Source organism: Nitrospira moscoviensis, assembly GCF_001273775.1.
Taxonomy (GTDB): domain Bacteria; phylum Nitrospirota; class Nitrospiria; order Nitrospirales; family Nitrospiraceae; genus Nitrospira_D; species Nitrospira_D moscoviensis.
Map to the genome: position 1 here is coordinate 2,375,834 of NZ_CP011801.1, position 17,326 is coordinate 2,393,159.

General features: G+C 64.3%; 18 protein-coding genes. 13 read left to right on the forward strand and 5 right to left on the reverse strand.

The window, feature by feature from the left end; genetic code table 11:
- Nucleotides 1-51: 51 nt before the first annotated feature.
- Nucleotides 52-1,257, reverse strand: a complete 1,206-nt coding sequence (locus NITMOv2_RS11730; protein ID WP_053380042.1) for an acetate/propionate family kinase — start codon at nt 1,255-1,257, stop codon at nt 52-54.
- A 194-nt stretch (nt 1,258-1,451) separates the two neighbouring features.
- Between NITMOv2_RS11730 and NITMOv2_RS11735 the strand changes: the two genes are divergently transcribed.
- Nucleotides 1,452-2,105 (forward strand): response regulator, encoded by a 654-nt coding sequence (locus NITMOv2_RS11735; RefSeq protein WP_053380043.1) that lies wholly within the window; start codon nt 1,452-1,454, stop codon nt 2,103-2,105.
- Nucleotides 2,106-2,179: 74 nt separating this feature from the next.
- Here the strand turns inward: NITMOv2_RS11735 and NITMOv2_RS11740 are convergent, their stop codons facing one another.
- Nucleotides 2,180-2,821: a response regulator gene (locus NITMOv2_RS11740; RefSeq protein WP_053380044.1), complete on the reverse strand. Its 642-nt coding sequence runs from the start codon at nt 2,819-2,821 to the stop codon at nt 2,180-2,182.
- Nucleotides 2,822-3,070: 249 nt separating this feature from the next.
- Between NITMOv2_RS11740 and NITMOv2_RS11745 the strand changes: the two genes are divergently transcribed.
- The 12 genes from NITMOv2_RS11745 to NITMOv2_RS11795 all read left to right on the forward strand — a co-directional run bounded on the left by NITMOv2_RS11745 (nt 3,071) and on the right by NITMOv2_RS11795 (nt 11,720).
- Nucleotides 3,071-3,583 (forward strand): CBS domain-containing protein, encoded by a 513-nt coding sequence (locus NITMOv2_RS11745; protein ID WP_083447962.1) that lies wholly within the window; start codon nt 3,071-3,073, stop codon nt 3,581-3,583.
- Between the two features lie 119 nt (nt 3,584-3,702).
- The gene (locus NITMOv2_RS11750; RefSeq protein ID WP_053380046.1) at nt 3,703-4,236 is read left to right on the forward strand and encodes a ferritin-like domain-containing protein; all 534 of its coding nucleotides are present in this window, start codon (nt 3,703-3,705) and stop codon (nt 4,234-4,236) included.
- A 25-nt stretch (nt 4,237-4,261) separates the two neighbouring features.
- A complete protein-coding gene (glgX, locus tag NITMOv2_RS11755) occupies nt 4,262-6,412 on the forward strand; it encodes a glycogen debranching protein GlgX (RefSeq protein WP_202967209.1) in 2,151 nt (716 codons plus the stop codon).
- Nucleotides 6,413-6,560: 148 nt separating this feature from the next.
- Nucleotides 6,561-6,842, forward strand: a complete 282-nt coding sequence (locus NITMOv2_RS11760; protein WP_053380048.1) for a PepSY domain-containing protein — start codon at nt 6,561-6,563, stop codon at nt 6,840-6,842.
- A gap of 84 nt (nt 6,843-6,926) precedes the next feature.
- A complete protein-coding gene (locus NITMOv2_RS11765; RefSeq protein WP_053380049.1) occupies nt 6,927-7,538 on the forward strand; it encodes an outer membrane protein in 612 nt (203 codons plus the stop codon).
- Between the two features lie 34 nt (nt 7,539-7,572).
- Nucleotides 7,573-8,667, forward strand: coding sequence for a DUF1207 domain-containing protein (locus tag NITMOv2_RS11770; protein WP_053380050.1), 1,095 nt, complete (start codon nt 7,573-7,575; stop codon nt 8,665-8,667).
- A gap of 165 nt (nt 8,668-8,832) precedes the next feature.
- Nucleotides 8,833-9,093, forward strand: a complete 261-nt coding sequence (locus NITMOv2_RS11775) for a hypothetical protein (RefSeq protein ID WP_053380051.1) — start codon at nt 8,833-8,835, stop codon at nt 9,091-9,093.
- A gap of 10 nt (nt 9,094-9,103) precedes the next feature.
- Complete coding sequence (locus NITMOv2_RS11780) at nt 9,104-9,808, forward strand: tetratricopeptide repeat protein (protein WP_053380052.1); 705 nt, start codon at nt 9,104-9,106, stop codon at nt 9,806-9,808.
- A 104-nt stretch (nt 9,809-9,912) separates the two neighbouring features.
- Nucleotides 9,913-10,080, forward strand: a complete 168-nt coding sequence (locus NITMOv2_RS22755; RefSeq protein ID WP_083447965.1) for a DUF1328 domain-containing protein — start codon at nt 9,913-9,915, stop codon at nt 10,078-10,080.
- Nucleotides 10,081-10,196: 116 nt separating this feature from the next.
- Nucleotides 10,197-10,862 carry an outer membrane beta-barrel protein gene (locus NITMOv2_RS11785; protein WP_053380053.1) on the forward strand — a complete coding sequence of 222 codons (666 nt, stop codon included), beginning with the start codon at nt 10,197-10,199 and terminating at the stop codon, nt 10,860-10,862.
- A gap of 155 nt (nt 10,863-11,017) precedes the next feature.
- Nucleotides 11,018-11,362, forward strand: a complete 345-nt coding sequence (locus NITMOv2_RS11790; RefSeq protein WP_145976296.1) for a hypothetical protein — start codon at nt 11,018-11,020, stop codon at nt 11,360-11,362.
- 70 nt (nt 11,363-11,432) lie between these two features.
- On the forward strand, nt 11,433-11,720 hold the full coding sequence (locus tag NITMOv2_RS11795; RefSeq protein ID WP_145976297.1) for a hypothetical protein: 288 nt from the start codon (nt 11,433-11,435) through the stop codon (nt 11,718-11,720).
- A 111-nt stretch (nt 11,721-11,831) separates the two neighbouring features.
- On the opposite strand, the gene NITMOv2_RS11800 is transcribed toward NITMOv2_RS11795, so the two are convergent.
- From NITMOv2_RS11800 to NITMOv2_RS11810, 3 genes are all read right to left on the reverse strand, one after another.
- The gene (locus tag NITMOv2_RS11800; RefSeq protein ID WP_053380056.1) at nt 11,832-13,829 is read right to left on the reverse strand and encodes an ATP-binding response regulator; all 1,998 of its coding nucleotides are present in this window, start codon (nt 13,827-13,829) and stop codon (nt 11,832-11,834) included.
- An 81-nt stretch (nt 13,830-13,910) separates the two neighbouring features.
- Nucleotides 13,911-14,288 (reverse strand): four helix bundle protein, encoded by a 378-nt coding sequence (locus tag NITMOv2_RS11805; protein ID WP_053380057.1) that lies wholly within the window; start codon nt 14,286-14,288, stop codon nt 13,911-13,913.
- A gap of 69 nt (nt 14,289-14,357) precedes the next feature.
- Nucleotides 14,358-17,237, reverse strand: coding sequence for a PAS domain-containing protein (locus tag NITMOv2_RS11810; protein ID WP_053380058.1), 2,880 nt, complete (start codon nt 17,235-17,237; stop codon nt 14,358-14,360).
- Nucleotides 17,238-17,326 lie beyond the last annotated feature (89 nt).

Consider the following 17,326-nt stretch of genomic DNA (forward strand, 5'->3'; position numbering starts at 1 on the left):
CGTTGAGCGTTGGGCTTTCGTCCTTTACCTCAATGCTCAATGCTTTGCCGCTCAACGCTTCTCACTCAGCGCCCGCCAGGTGTCGCGCGCGATCTCGCGTTCTTCATCGACGCCCGCGACGTACACGGCGATACGAGACGACTCTCGGCCGATCATGACCATGTCCCCCGCCGCGACGGAGACGGCGGCGCGGTTGCGCGCGTCGTCCAACGTCACGCCGCACCATTCCATTTCCGCGCAGATCTTCGCCCGCACCGACGACGACCGTTCTCCGATGCCGCCGCCGAAGATGACGGCGTCCGCGCCGCCCAACGCGGCGAGATAGGCGCCGACATATTTTTTGGCCCGATAGCAGAAGACGTCGATGGCGAAGGCCGCCTGGGCGTGACCTTGCGCCGCCGCGGATTCCAGCACGTCCATGTGGCTCGACAGCTCGGACAGGCCCAGCAGGCCGGAGCGTTCGTTCAGCAGCCGTTCGACGTCCTGCACGTCCATCCCTTCGCGCCGCGCCAGATAGGCGACGAGCGCCGGATCCACGTCGCCGGACCGCGTGCCCATCACCAGGCCTTCGAGCGGCGTGAAGCCCATCGAGGTGTCCACCGATCGGCCCTCGCGGACGGCCGTCACCGAACAGCCGTGCCCCAACTGCAGCGTGACGGCGCGGACGGTGTCCTGCGCCCTCGCCTGCGCCTCGGCATACAGGCGCACCATCGACGCATGGGCGATGCCGTGGAAGCCGTACCGCCTGATGTCGTGTTTCGCCGCCAGCGGCCGAGGCAGCGCGTAGGCGGCCGCGCGGGCCGGCAGCGAGCGATGAAAGGCCGTGTCGAACGACGCCGCCATGGGCACGGCGTCTCCCAGCCACGTCCGAGTCGCCTCGATCGCGTCGAGCGCCGGCGGATTGTGCAGCGGCGCGAGGTCCGACAGGCGCCGGAGGTCCGCCCGCACCGCCGGCGTGAGGATCGTGGTGTCGGTGAAACGGCGGCCGCCGTGTACGACACGATGCCCCACCGCGTCGATCGGACGGCCGCCCCACTCGTCCGCGAGCCACGCCACGGCCTCGCGCATGTCGCGCACGGCGCGCGTCTCGCCGCCGCGGGGCGCCGCCCCGGAGCGGTCGGTCCATCGCGCCTCGGCGCCGATGCCATCGATCCGGCCGGCGCGGGCGACCCGGACCGCCGGCGTCGCGGAGGCCGCGATCTCGGCGTCGCACCATTTCATCGACGAACTGCCGCAGTTCAACACCAGAATTCGCATCCGCTCCGCTCCTCCAGCATGGCGTACAAAGCCCGCCGTTCAACTAGGGCATCCCCTAGCGCAAAAAAATATCGACCCGTTGTATCTTGCGTCTTGAGTCTGCCCGACGAACTCAGTACACTTTCACTAAACGCAAGGCAAACGGTTTCTCTCCTCCGTCACCGATACAACCAAAGCTTGAAATAGGAAATCCGATGTCTGACATATGCCGTGTTCTCTTGGCGGATGATCACGTGCTCGTCGCCGAAGGCATTCAGAAACTGCTGGAGCCGGAGTTTGAACTGGTCGGGATCGTGGCCGACGGGCGGTCCCTGGTCGCCGCCGCGGCAAAATTGCAGCCCGACATCGCGGTCGTCGACATCTCGCTGCCGCTGTTGAACGGACTCGACGCGTCGCAGCACGTGAAGAAGACGAATCCCAACATCAAGATCATCATCCTCACCATGCACTCCGAGCCCAACTTCGTGACGCAGGCGTTTCGCGTCGGCGTGTCGGGCTACGTGCTGAAGCAGTCGGTCGGCTCCGAACTGGTGCAGGCGATCCGGGAAGTGATGAAGGGACGCACCTTCGTGTCGCCGATGGTCACGCAGAGTCTCGTCGATCAAGCGGTGAATCCGTCAGGGTCGGGCGAGGCCAACGGGTTCGCGCAAACGCTCAGCTCCCGCCAGCGCGAAGTGCTGCAGTTGGTCGCCGAAGGGAAGGCGACGAAAGAGATCGCGTCGATCCTCAACGTGTCGATCAAAACCGTCGAGTTTCACAAGACGCGCATCATGAAAGAGCTCCGCCTGCGCACCGCGGCGGAGCTGACCAAGTACGCCATCTCCGCGGGATTGACTTCGATCCACTGAGAACAGCATTGAGCGTTGAGAATGCACCCGTGCGCCTCTCAATGCTCAAAGCTCTCTTGCTCAATGCTGACCTTCTACAGCGACGTGATGCCCTGGGCCAGGGCGAACTTGATGAGGTCGGAGGTGGTGTGGACGCCGAGCTTGCGGGTGATGTTCGCTTTGTGGAATTCCACCGTCTTCATGGAAATGTTCAGCTGCTGGGCGATGTCCTTCGTCGAGCGTCCGTCCGCCAGCAGCACGAGAATCTCGCGCTGGCGTCCGGTCAGATCGCTGGAATAGCCCTCCGGCCTGAACCATTCATGCTCGACGGCCTCCCGCACGTCGGCGTCGATTTTGCGCGACACGAACCGCCGGTTCGCCATCACCGCATCGATCGCCGCATGCAACTCATCCGACGCCGACTGCTTCAGCACATAGCCCGAGGCGCCGGCGCGAAACGCTTCGCTCACCGAAATCGCTTCGGTCAACATCGTCACCAGAATGATCTTGACGGAGGGGAGGAGAATCTTCAGTTGCCGCGCGGCGTCGAAGCCGCTCAGACCGGGCAGCATCGCGTCGAGCAACACCACGTCGGGGTGCAGCTCCTTGGCGAGGCTCAGCAGCTCTTGGGCGTCGTGCGCGGACCCGACGACCGTGAACTGCGGCTCGAGCAACTGCCGGAGACTGTCCAACACCAAGGGATGATCGTCGACAAGCAGGACGTTCGCTCTAGACATCGCCGTATCGGTTCCTGAGGCATAACGAGCCCCTACCGCAGTTCAGGTGCTCGACCCCATCATTATCTATCTGTGTCCGCGAATTCAACCGGAGAAAAACGGCCAGCACCGCGGCTCCGCGCCCATCATCGAATACTCTATCAATAACCCCGGCGACCGAGAAACTGGGTGGGACCCTTGGCGGCCGCGCCAAATAGGCTGGGGGTGTCCCGAGTACGCCGTGCGCCGGCCGCCGGGGTACGCTCATCTATGGAGAGGACAGGCCCACGCCGGCGCCCGAGCGGCCTCTACCTCGAATCGACGCCGGATGAACGGTACGGCGTGTTGCCGGGGGAAGACCGGCCGGTGCGGGATGTCATGACCCGCCGCATCGTGACGATCAGTCCGGAGACGTCGGTCCGGGAAGCGGCGCAGCTCATGCGCGATCATCGGACGGACGCGCTCGTCGTCGCCGACGGCTCCCGGCTCCTCGGGATCGTGACGGAGCACGACGTGGCCACGCAGGGAGCGACGCAACAGACCCATCCGGAGCATATCCCGGTACGGCAGGTGCTGCCGTCGGGGGAGCCCCTCGCGTGCAGCGAGGAGGCGATCCTGGCCGACGCGGCCCGCCTGATGGCGGCGCGCCGCCGGCGCGCCGTCCCGGTCTTGGATGACCGCGGCGCCGTGGCGGGCGTCCTGTCGCTGCTCGATGTCGCCGGCGCCGTCATGCCGGGCGCCGCCGCGACGTGGCTGGCGGAGATACGAGAACAGGGAAAGTAAAGCAATGGAGCCGAGCAAGACAGGGCCGAGGAACGAGCACCGATACGGCTCCGCCTGTCTTTCGCTCGAACCTCGGCCCTCGGCACTGTCCCACTTGACTACCAGAGAGGAGAACTACCATGAGAGACGGATCGTTCACCATGGACGTCCAGGCCATTCGCGACCGGGCCCGGCAGCAAATTCAGGACGGCGCGGTCACCGCCGGCTACAAAGGCAAGCCCGAGGTCGTGCTCCGGCTGCTCAACGAAGCACTCGCCACCGAATTGGTCTGCACGCTGCGCTACCGGCGCCACTACTTCATGGCCAAGGGCATCCACTCCGACAGCGTGAAAAGCGAGTTCCTGCAGCACGCGCAGGAAGAACAGGCGCACGCCGACGCGCTCGCCGAACGCATCGTGCAGTTGGGCGGCGAGCCGAATTTCTCTCCGGCCGGCATTCTCGACCGCAGCCATTCGGAATACGCCGAAGGCACGACGCTGGAGGACATGATCAAAGAGGACCTGATCGCCGAGCGGATCGCCATCGACAGCTATCGGGAGATGATCGAGTACATCGGCGGGGACGATCCCACCACCCGCCGTCTGCTGGAAGAGGTGACGGCCAAGGAAGAGGAGCACGCCGAGGACTTGGCGAGCCTCTTGGCCAAGCAATAGCGGGCCGGATGCCATGAGCCGGCTGATGTCCAGACCGGGCCACCCTTACCCGCTGGGAGCGACCTGGGACGGAGAAGGGGTCAACTTCGCCCTGTTCTCCGAAAACGCCACGGCGGTCGAGCTGTGCCTCTTCGACCGGGCGGACCAGGAAAAGGAAACCCACGTCATCCGCCTCGAGGAACGGACGAACCAGGTCTGGCACATCTTCCTCCCGGAAGTCCGCCCCGGCCAGTTGTACGGATTCCGCGTGCACGGCCCGTACGAGCCCCGGGCCGGTCATCGCTTCAATCCGAACAAGCTGTTGATCGATCCGTACGCCAAAGCGCTGCAGGGCCGCGTGCAGTGGTCCGACGCCATGTTCGGCTACCGCATCGGCGATCCCGACGCCGACCTCTCGTTCGACGACCGCAACAACGCGCCCCACGTTCCGAAGTCCGTCGTGATCGAACAGGCGTTCACGTGGGGGGACGACCGTCCGCTCCGCCGGCCCTGGAGCGAAACCGTCATCTATGAAGCGCATGTGCGGGGCTTCACCATGCGGCATCCGCTCGTGCCGGACGCCTTGCGCGGCACCTATGCCGGTCTGGCGACGCGCCCCGTCATCGAATATCTCCAACGGCTCGGCGTGAGCGCGATCGAGTTGCTCCCCGTGCACGCCCTCGTCGACGATCAGCACCTGCTGGACAAGGGGCTCACGAATTACTGGGGCTACAACTCCATCGGCTACTTCGCGCCCGAGCCGCGGTACGCGGCCCAGCCGGAGCTCGTCGTCAATCAATTCAAAACGATGGTGAAAACGCTCCACAGCGCCGGCATCGAAGTCATTCTGGACGTGGTGTACAACCACACGGCGGAGGGCAATCACCTCGGACCCACCCTCTGCTTTCGCGGCATCGACAACGCCGCCTATTACCGGTTGAAGCCCGACGAGCCGCGCTACTACATGGACTATACCGGCACCGGCAACACGTTGAACGTCCGGCATCAGCGGACCTTGCAGCTCATCATGGACAGCTTGCGGTATTGGACGCTGGAGATGCACGTGGACGGATTTCGCTTCGACCTCGCCGCCGCGCTCGCGCGCGAGCTCCACGACGTGGACCGCCTCGGCGGCTTCTTCGACATCATCCAGCAGGACCCGGTCCTGTCGCAGGTCAAACTGATCGCCGAGCCCTGGGACATCGGCGAAGGGGGCTATCAGGTCGGCAACTTCCCCGCCGGATGGGCCGAATGGAACGGCCGCTACCGCGACACGATCCGGCGCTACTGGAAGGGCGACGGCGGGCAGGTAAGCGAGCTCGGCTACCGCCTGTCGGGCAGCAGCGATTTGTACGAGGCCAGCGGCCGCCGGCCCTTCGCCAGCATCAACTTCGTCACCGCGCACGACGGGTTCACGCTGCATGACTTGGTGTCCTACAACCACAAACACAACGAGGCCAACCGCGAAGACAACCAGGACGGATGGGACGACAATCAAAGCTGGAATTGCGGCGTCGAAGGCCCTACCGACGATCCGGCGATCCTCCAACTGCGGTGGAGGCAGAAGCGGAACATCTTGGCCACGCTGCTGCTGTCGCAGGGCGTCCCCATGATCTGCGGCGGCGACGAACTCGGACGGACCCAGCAGGGGAACAACAACGCGTACTGCCAGGACAACGCGATCAGCTGGATCGACTGGGCGCGCTCGCCGGACGACGAGGCGTTCCTGCGGTTCACCACGGCGCTCCTGATGCTGCGGGCCGCGCATCCCGTGTTCCGGCGCCGGCAGTTCTTTCAAGGACGCAGCATCTACGGCGCCGACATCAAGGACCTGTCATGGTTCCGTCCCGACGGCCACGAAATGACGCCGAAGGACTGGCAGCAGGGCTATGTCCGCTGTCTCGGCGTGCAATTGGCCGGCGACCGGATCGAGGAGCGGGACCATCTCGGCAATCCCATCCGCGACGATACGTTCCTGCTCCTGATGAACGCCCATCACGAAACGATCCCCTTTCAACTGCCCGCGCATCCCGAACCGAGGCCGTGGCAACTGGTGGTGGACACCATGCAGCCGGTGATTCCCGCCCGCGCCCCCCTGCGCGCCGAAGGCGACCGCTACGATCTCCACGGGCGCTCGCTGGCGCTCCTCCAGATGGATACGTCCGTCCCCGGCCCGCGTCTCCGGCCGCGGACGTGATCGCGACCCCGCCCGGTCCGCCGACTCGGGCCCGCTTCCCCTCTCCCCTAGGGACACGGACAGTCGTTCCGCGCGTGGAGGCGCGTTAGAACAATAGCAGGACGCATTACGGCCAACTGACTAACTCACGATGAAAGAGGAGGCACACATGAGACGATTCACCATCGTAACCGGCATGATCCTCGCCGTGGCGGCGAGCCCGGCCTGGGCGCTCTTCGAGACCAACAAGGAATTGATCTCCAACGCCAAGATCAACCTGGAAGACGCCATCCGGAATGCGGTCAAGGAAGTGCCCGGACGGGCCGCCGAAGCGGACCTCGGGAAAAACGACGGGAAGACCGTCTGGAAGATCGAAATCATCGACAAGAACAACAAGAGCCAAACGGTCTACGTCGACGCGCAGACCGGCATGGCCAAGCTGGAGAAGTAACAGGCTTGCCGGGGGCGAGCACCGGAGGGCCGGGGACTCGTACCTCGGCCCTCGTTCCTCGGCCCTGAAATGGAAAGGAGGACCATGTTCTGCCGTTTGCAACTGCGATACATCGCGATGGTCGCCGGCTGGGTGGGCGCGATGACGGTCCTGCCGGCCGCATGGGTTTCGGCCGATCACCGAACCGATCACGATGAGGGCTTGTTCCATCAGGTGGACATCGGACCGCTGATGCTCGGAGGCCGGGCGACCTATTTCAACCCGAAAGACGGTGAAGACAATTGGTTCGGCGGAGCCCAGTTGCGCGTGTATCCTTCCCGCTATTTTGCGATCGAGGGATCGGCCGACTACCGCCGCAACGACTTTAACGGAACGCGGGTTCACTCCTATCCGGTCCAAGTGTCGGCCCTGATCTATCCGTTGGGCACCACCCGGCTCGCGCCGTTCATCCTCGGCGGCGGCGGATGGTACTACACCACCGTGAAAGGACCGGGAGGGTTCGACGACACCCAAAATCGGTTCGGCCTGCACGCCGGCGGCGGACTGCAGCTCTTTCTCAATCGACATTGGTCCGTCGACGGCACGTACCGGTACATCTGGCTGGAAAAAGTGGAGTCACGGGACCAGAACATCGTCGACAAGAAGTTCGACGACAACGGCCACATGATCACCATCGGTCTCAACTTCCACTTCTAGGCCGGAAAGGGCCGGGGGCCGAGGACACTCGTTCATGTCGTTGACTCGGCGCTCGGCCCTTGCCGCTTTCTTCCTCGCCCTTGCCCTGGTTTGGCCCGCCGCCGCCCTCACCTCCGACGAATTCATCGCGGGCTATGCGACGGGCATCCTGCAACACGAGTTCAACGTTACGGACGCCGTCGTGGAAGTCCGCAACGGACGGGTTATCGTCACCGGCAAGGCGTACGGAAACGTCGATCGCCGGAAAGTCGAGTCGGCGCTGCAACAGATTCCGGGGGTCACGCGCGTAGAGGTGCGGGAAGCCGACCCCGCCAAGGCGCCCGCAGCGCCGGACGCCGTGCAGACCACCATCCCCTCACAGGAATCGAACTGGCTGCCGCATGGGCTCCTCTTTTCGCCCCTGCACGCCGATCCCCGGTGGCCGCACTTCTCCATCGCGTACCGCAACTTCACGGAAGGGCTGAACCTGTCCAAGACCTTCGCCGCCAATTTCGGAGAAACCCTTTCCATCTACCGTAACCGGTCGTTCTTCGGCGGCGAATGGGAGTTCGGCGTCCAAGCCGGCGTCTTCAGCCTCTTCGATATCGACTCGGCCTCCATCGATCTCGTGAACGCCGACTATCGGGTCGGCTTCCTGAGCAGCTATCGTCGCGGGCCGCTGTCCGGATTCATCCGGGTCCAGCACCAGAGCTCGCACTTGGGGGACGAGTTCATCCTCAACAATCCGCAGGTCACGCGGGTCAACCTGAGTTACGAGGAAGTCGATATGAAGCTGTCCTATAACGTGTTCGCCTGGCTGCGGCTCTACGGAGGAGCGGGGTACATCGTTCACCGCCAGCCGGCGGACCTGGGACGCGGCACGACGCAGTGGGGCGTGGAGTTGATGAGCCCGCGGACCTATTGGGGCGGCCGCCTGCGCCCGGTGGCCTACGCCGACTTCCAATGCCACGAGCGGATGAACTGGACGATCAATCGGTCGATCCTCGCCGGCGTGCAATTCGAAAACGCCCGCATCGGCGACCGGCAAATCCAACTGCTGGCCGAATATTACGACGGCCGCTCCCCCGACGGACAGTTCTACACCCGAGCGGTCAGCTGGTACGGCGTCGGCCTGCATCTGTACTTCTGACCCGAAGCGTTGAGCACGATGGTGTTGCGCATCGAGTTTCCGGGAACGGCACTCGCTCAAGGCTCAACGCTTTTCCCCTCAATGCTTCGCGCCTAGGGCCGCGCCCGCCGAAATCACGGACTGCCCCTAGTCGAGCGAGGACGCCTCCCGCAGTACAGTGAAGACATGGGGGAAATAGACGACCATGAGGAGCTCCGGCAGGCGGTGCTCATCTGCGCCTCCTGCTGGAAGATCCAGCCGCCGTACGATCACTTGATGTTTGAATTCGATCAGTGGGTCGATCCCACCACGTTTTTAGCCTGGTCCGACGGCGGGACCGATGATTATTTGTTGGTCGACGGGTTTTGCGACAGCTGCCTGTCGGACATGGCCCGGCAGACTGCGCTGTCGCACCACCGGCAGAGCGTGGAACGTCTGAACGCTTGAGAGGCGCGCCATGACCACCGTACTGTCCGCCCTTCTGTGGATCCTGCTCATCGGCCTGTGGCCGTCCGGCGAGGCCTTCTCCCAGGAAACGCTTTGGAACACGTGGCGCAGCGGCGGGCTCCAGGCGTTGCAGGAAGGCCGGTTGGCGGACGCCGAGCGGCTGCTGATCGCCGCGCTGGAACAGGCCGAAAAGTACGGGACCGAGGACCTCCGGGTCGCCGACGCGGCCAACGATTTGGCGGTCGTCTACGCGACGGCGGGACGCAATGCCGAAGCCGAATTGCTCTTCAGCCGGGCGCTGATGATCGGCGAAAAAGGTCTCGGCGCCGACCATCCCGGCGTCGGCGCCACCGTGCAGAACCTCGGCATTCTCTACGCCACCCAACAGAAATATCGCGAGGCCGAACCGCTCTTGAAGCGGGCCCTCGAAATCAATTTGAAGCGCTTCGGAGTCAACCACACCCGCACCGCGCTGACACTGAAAACTCTGTCCAGCTTCTATGCCATTCAAGGGCAGCTCACGGAGGCGGAGCACTTCATCCAGAAATCGCTCGCCATCCTCGAAGCGGCCCGCGTCGCGAAGACCGATCCGCAAATGACGGCCACCCTGGAAGTCTTTGCGGCGATCCTGCGCAACACCAACCGGGAACGCGAAGCCCAGGAGGTCGAGCGGCGCCTGCAGGCGGCCGCCCAGGAGGAGACGCGGTTTCACTAAGAAGCATTGAGCGAGACAGCGTTGAGCGTTGAGCTGAAGCCCAAAACCCGACCCCCAACGCTCAACGCTGTCCGACTCAACGCTTTCCGTTGAAAGGAGCCACCATGCTGAGTTGGGCGGTCACATTTTTGATCGTCGCGATCGTCGCCGGGCTCCTCGGCCTGACCGGGGTCGCTGGTACGGCGACGCAAATCGCCTACGTGCTGTTCATCGTGTTTCTGATCTTCGCGGCGGTGAGCTTCATCATGGGCCGCAGGCCGCCGGTGACGTGAGGGAAAAAGAAGCGGTGAGTCAGAAAGCGTTGAGCGTTGAGGCTGGGACTTCGGAGTCCCGGTTTCGCTCAAAGCTCAATGCTGTCCTGCTCAACGCTAAAAAAGGAGCCGTCTTCATGGGCTACGTAACGACCGGCACGGTCCGCGTTTGGCTGTGCGCGCTGGCGGCGTTTACCCTGATCGGTTTTGGGAGCCCCCTGGACGGGCTGGCCGAAACCTGGACGCCGGGAGGCGCCACACCGGGCCAGTGGATGTTCGGCGGACGCATCGGGCCTTCGACGCTGACTCAACAGCTCAGCCCCAACATCGACAGCGCGACGGGGCCGGCGTTGAACTTTCAGGGCATGTACGCGGTGACGAACATGATTATGTTCGGCCTCATGCTCGAATGGGAGCGGCGCCCTGTCGACCGCGAGCAGCCGCGGCTCGACTTGGGCTCCATGGACACGGTGTCGTTCCTGCCCACGATCGAAGTACGCCCGGGCCATTGGGGCCCCGTCTACCCCTACGGCTCGGCCGGGATCGGGGTGAACTTCAACAGCTTTTCCGAGGACGGCGGCATCGGTTCCACCCGCATTTCGCCCAGCAACAACTTCGCGTTTCGTCTCGCGGCGGGCGCCGACTATTTCATCACCAAAACGCTCGCCCTGAACACGGAACTGGCGTGGAAGCGCAATGACGGGCATGCGCATATCACGGGTCCTCCCATCGGAGGTCTCAATCCGAACGAATGGAACGCCTCGTCGTTCAACTTTCTCGTCGGCGTCCGCTGGTTTTACTAGCAGCCTCGGAGACCGACACTCTTCCCCGCGTCTCGGGGACTGACACCCTTCTCCGCGTCTGCGCGTGGTGTCTGTCCCCGTCCGAACAGGACGGGCACCGTCGCGGACGACGGAGCCGGTCCCCGAACGGCCCCTGCACCATGATGGAGGTGACGATGATGATGTTGTTGTCCGGGCTGGCGTTCGTCCTGGGGAGCCTCTTGTTCACCCCCCCGCCCGCCTCAGCCGGCCCGAAAGACCCGAAACACTTTATCGTGGATATCGTGTCGATCAACGGCGAGGAATACATCGTGCGCGACGAAGCGGGCGCCGAGGGAAAGATTCACGTCGGGGCCGACACCGAGAAATACGGGCATTTCCAACCGGGCGACCGCATCGACGCCTGGGTCTATCCCAACGGCGACGCGAAAACCATCATCATCCTCCGCAGCGCGGCGACCATTCAGGAGGACCAGCGGCAGCGAGCCGCCCAACAACAGGAGCAGCGAGCCCAGCGTTGAGGCCGGTCGACATGACGCAATGCTCAACGCTCTCCCGCTCAAAGCTGCTCCAATGCCATGCCGGTGACCGATGACACGTACAGCGACGATGACGGCGCTCACAGCGGTCGGCTTACTATATGCCGCGCTGAGCCTGGCCGCCGTGGCCCCGCAAGGGCAGGTGGAAGGCGAAGTGATGCAAGTCTTCTCCACGATGATCGTCATCAAGAACGAGCAAGGCCATGCGACGATCTTGCAACTGACTCCCCGCACGCAACTGGGCGCGCAGTTCAAGCCTGGCGACAAGGTCGTGGCCTACGTCACGCCCTACGGGGTCTCGTCGGTGCAGTTGAAGGCGAATACGGCGCAGATCCCGTAAGTAAGAAGGGCCGAGCACGAAAGGGCCGCGCCGAGCAAGACAGGGCCGAGGGCCTAGTCGGAGACACTCGGCCCTCATACCTCGGCACTCGGCACTTGTTACTCTCCGATGTTACCCTCCGAACGGCAGCGTTTCCTGCTCGGACTCGCGGGGGAAGTCCGACTTGGCGACGGCCGTCTTGATGGCTTGGTACAGAAACTCCGCGGCGGATTCCTTCGTCAGCAACGTCACCGCGCCGGCGTCCCGCATGGCCTCTTTGACCTGCTTGGACGCGTTCACCGAGAGCCCGATGACGATGATGCTGGGATGCTCCTGGGTCATGCGGCGCGTGGCTTCGATCCCGTCGACCGTCGGCATATTCACATCCATCACGACGATGTGCGGCGACAGGCGTCGCGCCAACTCGATGCCCTCCTCCCCGTTCCCGGCCTCGCCGACCACTTCGATGTCCGGATAGCCCGACAGCACGCTTTTCAACCCCTCGCGCACCATCGCGTGGTCGTCCACGAGCAGCACGCGAATCTTCGCCCCGCGTAGCTTTGAGCCAGAAAGCGTTGGGCGTTGAGGTACAGCAGTCAGAGTTCCGGCGTCTCTTACTTCATTCTCAAGCTCAACGCTCAACGCTTTCCCACTCAATGCTGCCTCGCCGCGCAGCGGGAGCGTGAGCGTCGCCATAGTACCCTGCCCCTCGGCCGATTCGACGGCGAAGGAGCCGCCCAGGGCTTGCATGCGCTCCCGAATGCTGAACAGCCCGAACTTGTCGCGGGCCACCTGCGCCACCGCGGGATCGAAGCCGGCCCCGCGGTCGGTCACCGTCACGACGAGCGGCTGCTCGTCCCCGAACGTCACCGTAACGGCTGCCTGCGTCGTCTGAGAATGTTTCATCACGTTCATGAGTAATTCGCGCGTCGATTGGTACAGGAGCGCCGCCTGGTCGATGGACAAGGGCGGCGCCTCCCGCGGCACGTCCACCTCCACCGTCAAACCCCGGCGGCGCATTTCCTCGCCCAGCCACAGCAGGGCGGCGGACAGGCCGAACTGCTCCAGCACCGGCGGCACGAGCTGCGCCACCAGCGAGCGGGTGTAGGTCAGCGAGCGGTCGAAGATCTCGTCCGCTTCCTGGATCGGCTCCCGCGGCGCGCCCGGCCCCAGCTTCTGCAGGGCCTGGCTCAGCTTGAGTCGGCCGACCACCAACATTTGGGCCAGATAATCGTGCAACTCGGCGGCGAGACGCCGCCGTTCGCGCTGCTCCGCCACATTCAGCTCGGTGGTCAGCGCCCGCAAGCGCTCTTGAGAGTCGGCGAGGTCTCTGGTGCGCTCGGCGACGCGCCGCTCCAATTCGCCGGTCAGGTTCAACAACGCGGTTTCCGCCTCTTTGCGCTCGGTAATGTCTTCGACCGCGGCGATGGTGCGCAAGGGGCGCTGGGCCTGATCGCGGATGAGCCGCGCCGAGACACGGACCCAGCGGATCGTGCCCTGCTTCGTCACGTACCGCTTTTCGTTGTGGAACTCCTCGCTCTCGCCGCGCAGAATGCGCTCGATTTCCGGATCCTCGGCCGGGCGATCGTCGGGGTGGGTGAGATCGCGCGGCCGCATCTGCAGCAAGGCGTCCCGCTCGTACCCGGTGATGGCGCAAAACCGGTCGTTCACCCGGATGAAGAGCCCGGTGTTCGCGTCCACCTGCGCCTGCCCGACGGCGGCCATCTCGAAATTGGCCCGGAATTGCTCCTCGCTTCCCAGCAACGCCGCTTCATTGCGCCGCGCCCGGACCAACAAGAGCGCGACGATCCAGACCAACAGGATGCCGATGCCGCGATTCACGCCGGAAATCCACGTGGGCGCGCCCGCCGGCGAAAAGAAGAACGATGTCGCGACCAGCCCCATCGTCGTGACCGCCCCGGCAAACACGAGCCGATGGTCGAACGGGACGACGCGCGAGGAGAGCCAGATCGGCACGAGGTACAGAAGCCACAACGCCAGCCCCAGCGGCAGATTGAAATCCAGCCAGCCGACGACGGCGAAGATGGCGGCCAGGCCCGCATAGGCGACCGGCCCCCGTGGGATGCCGACGGGCTGCTGAGGAGGAGATTGCGACTGGATGTCCGTCATGGGCTGTTCAAGGGATCACGACAGCGTTGAGCAAGAAAGCGTTGAGCATTGAGGTAGCGCTCCAAAGGCTCTCATACCTGCTCAAGCCTTCTTCACAGCATCCCGTTGCCCGGCAACTGTCTTCCTGAGCGCGCCGACGATTCGGCTCACCTCTTCCGCCTGATTCAGCAGTCGTCCGAACTTCGCCTTGTCAAGATAGTCGGCATCGTAGGCCACATACAGATGAGAGCGAACTTCAGCACAAGAAGATTTAGCCACGGAGAGAAACTGATGGAATTCGGTACGTCTGTTCCTCTCGAATCCTTCGGCGATATTAGACATGACGGACACGGCGGCTCGTTGAATCTGTGACGCAAGTCCGTAGTCCTTGGTAAGAGCGCCATGGCGACTCTCCATGTAGATAGCTTTCGTCAGCCCTCTCGCTTTCTGCCAGGCGATCAGCTCTTCAAAACTTCTCATGCCCCCTCCTCAGAACGTTGAGTGTGAACGCTTTGAGCATTGAGAGAGGAAGGGATGGCGCGCTTTTACTCAACGCTCAACGCTGTCCTGCTCAATGCTGACCTGCGGCAGCACGACCGTCACGGTGGTCCCCCGGCCCGGCGCCGACTCTATTTCCAACCGTCCGCCCAGCGCCTCCATCCGTTCGCGCACGGCGAACAGGCCCAAATGGCCCGGTTCGGCGGCGCGGGACAGGGCGTCCGCGTCCATGCCCTTGCCCCGGTCCTCGACGGCCACCCGGACGTCCCCGCCCTCAACGGCGCAGCGCAGCGTGGCTTCGCTCACGCCCGCGTGCTTCAGGACGTTGAACAGCAGCTCCCGCACGCACTGAAACACCAGCACGGCCTGCTCCTCGGACAGCGGCACCTGCGCGCAGGTGGCCTGCACCTGCACCCACAGCCCGTCTTTTTCCATCCGCTCGCCCAGCCACTTCAGCGCCGCCAAGAGCCCATAGTCGCGGAAGGAGGGCGGGCTCAGCTCGGCGATCAACGTGCGCGTGTAGGTCAAGGCCTGCTGGAAGACGGCGTCGATATCCTGGAGCACGGCGGCGCTCGCGGGCGACAGGTCCGGCTGCTTTTTAGCCAGACTCATTTTCATCCGCCCCACGGCGAGCATCTGGGCCAGATAGTCGTGGAGGTCCCGGGCCAGTTTCTGACGTTCGCGCTGTTCGGTCACGGCCAATTGCGAGCCCAGCGCCCGCAGCCGCTCCTGCGACGCCTGCAACTCCTGCGTCCGCTCCAGCACGCGCACTTCCAATTCATCCTTCCACCGGCGCAGCTCTTCCTCTTGCTGCTTGCGTTCGGTGATGTCGGTGGCGATGCCGCAGAGGGCGTAGGGCGCGCCGTCCGGGTCGCGCAACAAAAACTTGTGAGAGACGAAGGTGTGGACGCCGTCGGCCTGTGGGATTTGCTCTTCGAGACTGTGGGCCTGGCCGGATTCCCAGACGACCTGATCGTTGGTTCTGAACTGGTCGGCCAGCGCCGGTGGAAACAGCTCATATTCGGTCTTGCCCGAGGTTCGATCCCGTTCGAAGCCGAACACGCGGGCGCACTCCTCGTTCATGAACAGGCTGCGGCCGTCTCGATCCTTGATGAAGATCGCCGCGGGCGCGCGGTCCAAGATGGCGCGCAGCCGTGCTTCGCTCTCCTGCAGCGCGTCCTGGGCCTGCCGTATCGCGGTGGATTCATAAAAATAGCAGACGACTCCGAACCGGCCGCCGGGCAGCGCCACGCGGTGGATCTGCCACTCGTACGATTCGACCTCGTCCGAGTCCTGACGCCGGTGGGTTAGGCTGGGTGCGATGTATGATTCGCCGGTCGCCAGCGTGCGCCGGAAATGCCCGATCGCCTCGGTCGCGAAGGGCTCCGGCCAGATGATCCGCAAGGCTTCCGCGAAGTCCCGCCCGATCAACGGCCGCACGTTGGTGAACACTTTCTGCGCGCCGGCGTTGACTTGATGTATCCGAAATTCCTGATCGATCACATAGACGCCGAAAGGCGCGTCCTGCACGAGGTCGAAAAACGCGTCCCGGCTGCGGCGCAACTCTGCTTCCGCGCGCATACGCTCCTCGGTGCGTTCGATCGTATCCGCGACCAGCCGCAGCCGTTCCATCGCCGCCGCCGCGTAGCGACACATCGTGCGCATGAAGACGATGTCATCGGCGGAAAAGCGGTCGCGGCCCTTGCTGGCGAACGACAGCGTGCCGAGCAGTCGCTCCCCGACCATCAAGGGATGACAAACATAGGCCCGCACGCCGAGAGACTTGACCAATTGAGCGGCCGGTTCGTCCGACTCGTGCAGCCGTTCCCGCACCGTCGCTGACCGGAGCCGGGCGGCCGAGCCGCAGAGGGCCTGCCCGAAGACCAGCTGTTGCACGGCGGGGAGCACGTCTTCCGGCACGCCGGCACAGGACACGAGATGCAGACTGGTTCCCTCCGCGTCTGCGCGGTAGTGGAAGTAGCCGTCCAAATTCAAGTGCCGCCGCACGGTCTCGAACACGGCCGGCATCAGTGCGCGGGGATCGGACGTGGTCAGCAATTGCTCCGCCGCCTGCGCGAGCAGCCGGTTGCGTTCCGCTTCGATCCGCTGCCGCGCTTCCGCCTCCTTGCGCGCCGTGATGTCCTGCACGACGCCGGTCATGCGGACGGCCTGACCGGCGTCGTCATAAAAGAACCGGCCGACGGCCGCCATCCAATGAACGCCGCCGTCCGGATGGACGAAGCGATATTCGTCGGCGAAGCGCTCGTCGCGGCGCGCCATCGAGTCCCGGAGCCGTCCCCACACCCGGGCGCGGTCGTCGGGATGGAGGATCTGCGTGAAGACGTCGATTTTGCCGCTGAAGCTCCCCGGCTGCATGCCGGCCAACCGTTCGTGCGCGCCAAACCATTGCAGGGCGCCCGACTGAATGTCCCAGTCCCACAAGCCGCAGTCCGCCGCTTCCGTCGCTTCGACGAACTGCCGCTCCGACTGGCTCACCCGGCGGATGAGCCGGAGATTGTCCTCCTGGCGATCGGCCAGACGGAGGAGCGCCCGGACGGTGGCAAGCAATTCGAGCGGCTCGATCGGCTCGGTGAGGTACGCGTCCGCGCCGCCCTCCAGGCCGGCCACCACGTCGAGCGTCGTACTGCGCGCGGACGAGACTTGCAGCACCATCACATGATCCGTGTCGGGATCGGCTTTCAGCCGTTTGCAGACTTCGAGCCCGTCGATGCCGGGCAAACGCACGTCCAGAACCACCAGCGAGGGACGGAGCGTCGCCGCCATGAGGAGAGTCTCTTCCCCGCTGGACGCTTCGAGCACCCGGTATCCGGCCTGCGCCAGCGTCCGGCCCCGCGCATAGCGGATCGCGGCGTTGTCGTCGACGTTGAGGATCAGGCACGGCGCGGATGTGGATTGGGGGGATGGCGGCATGATGGCTATCCGGGATTGAACACGGTGTCACGGTCCAACGTCATCGCCCGGAATGTCGCGAGCGTACTCTTGAGCGGCGTTCAGACACA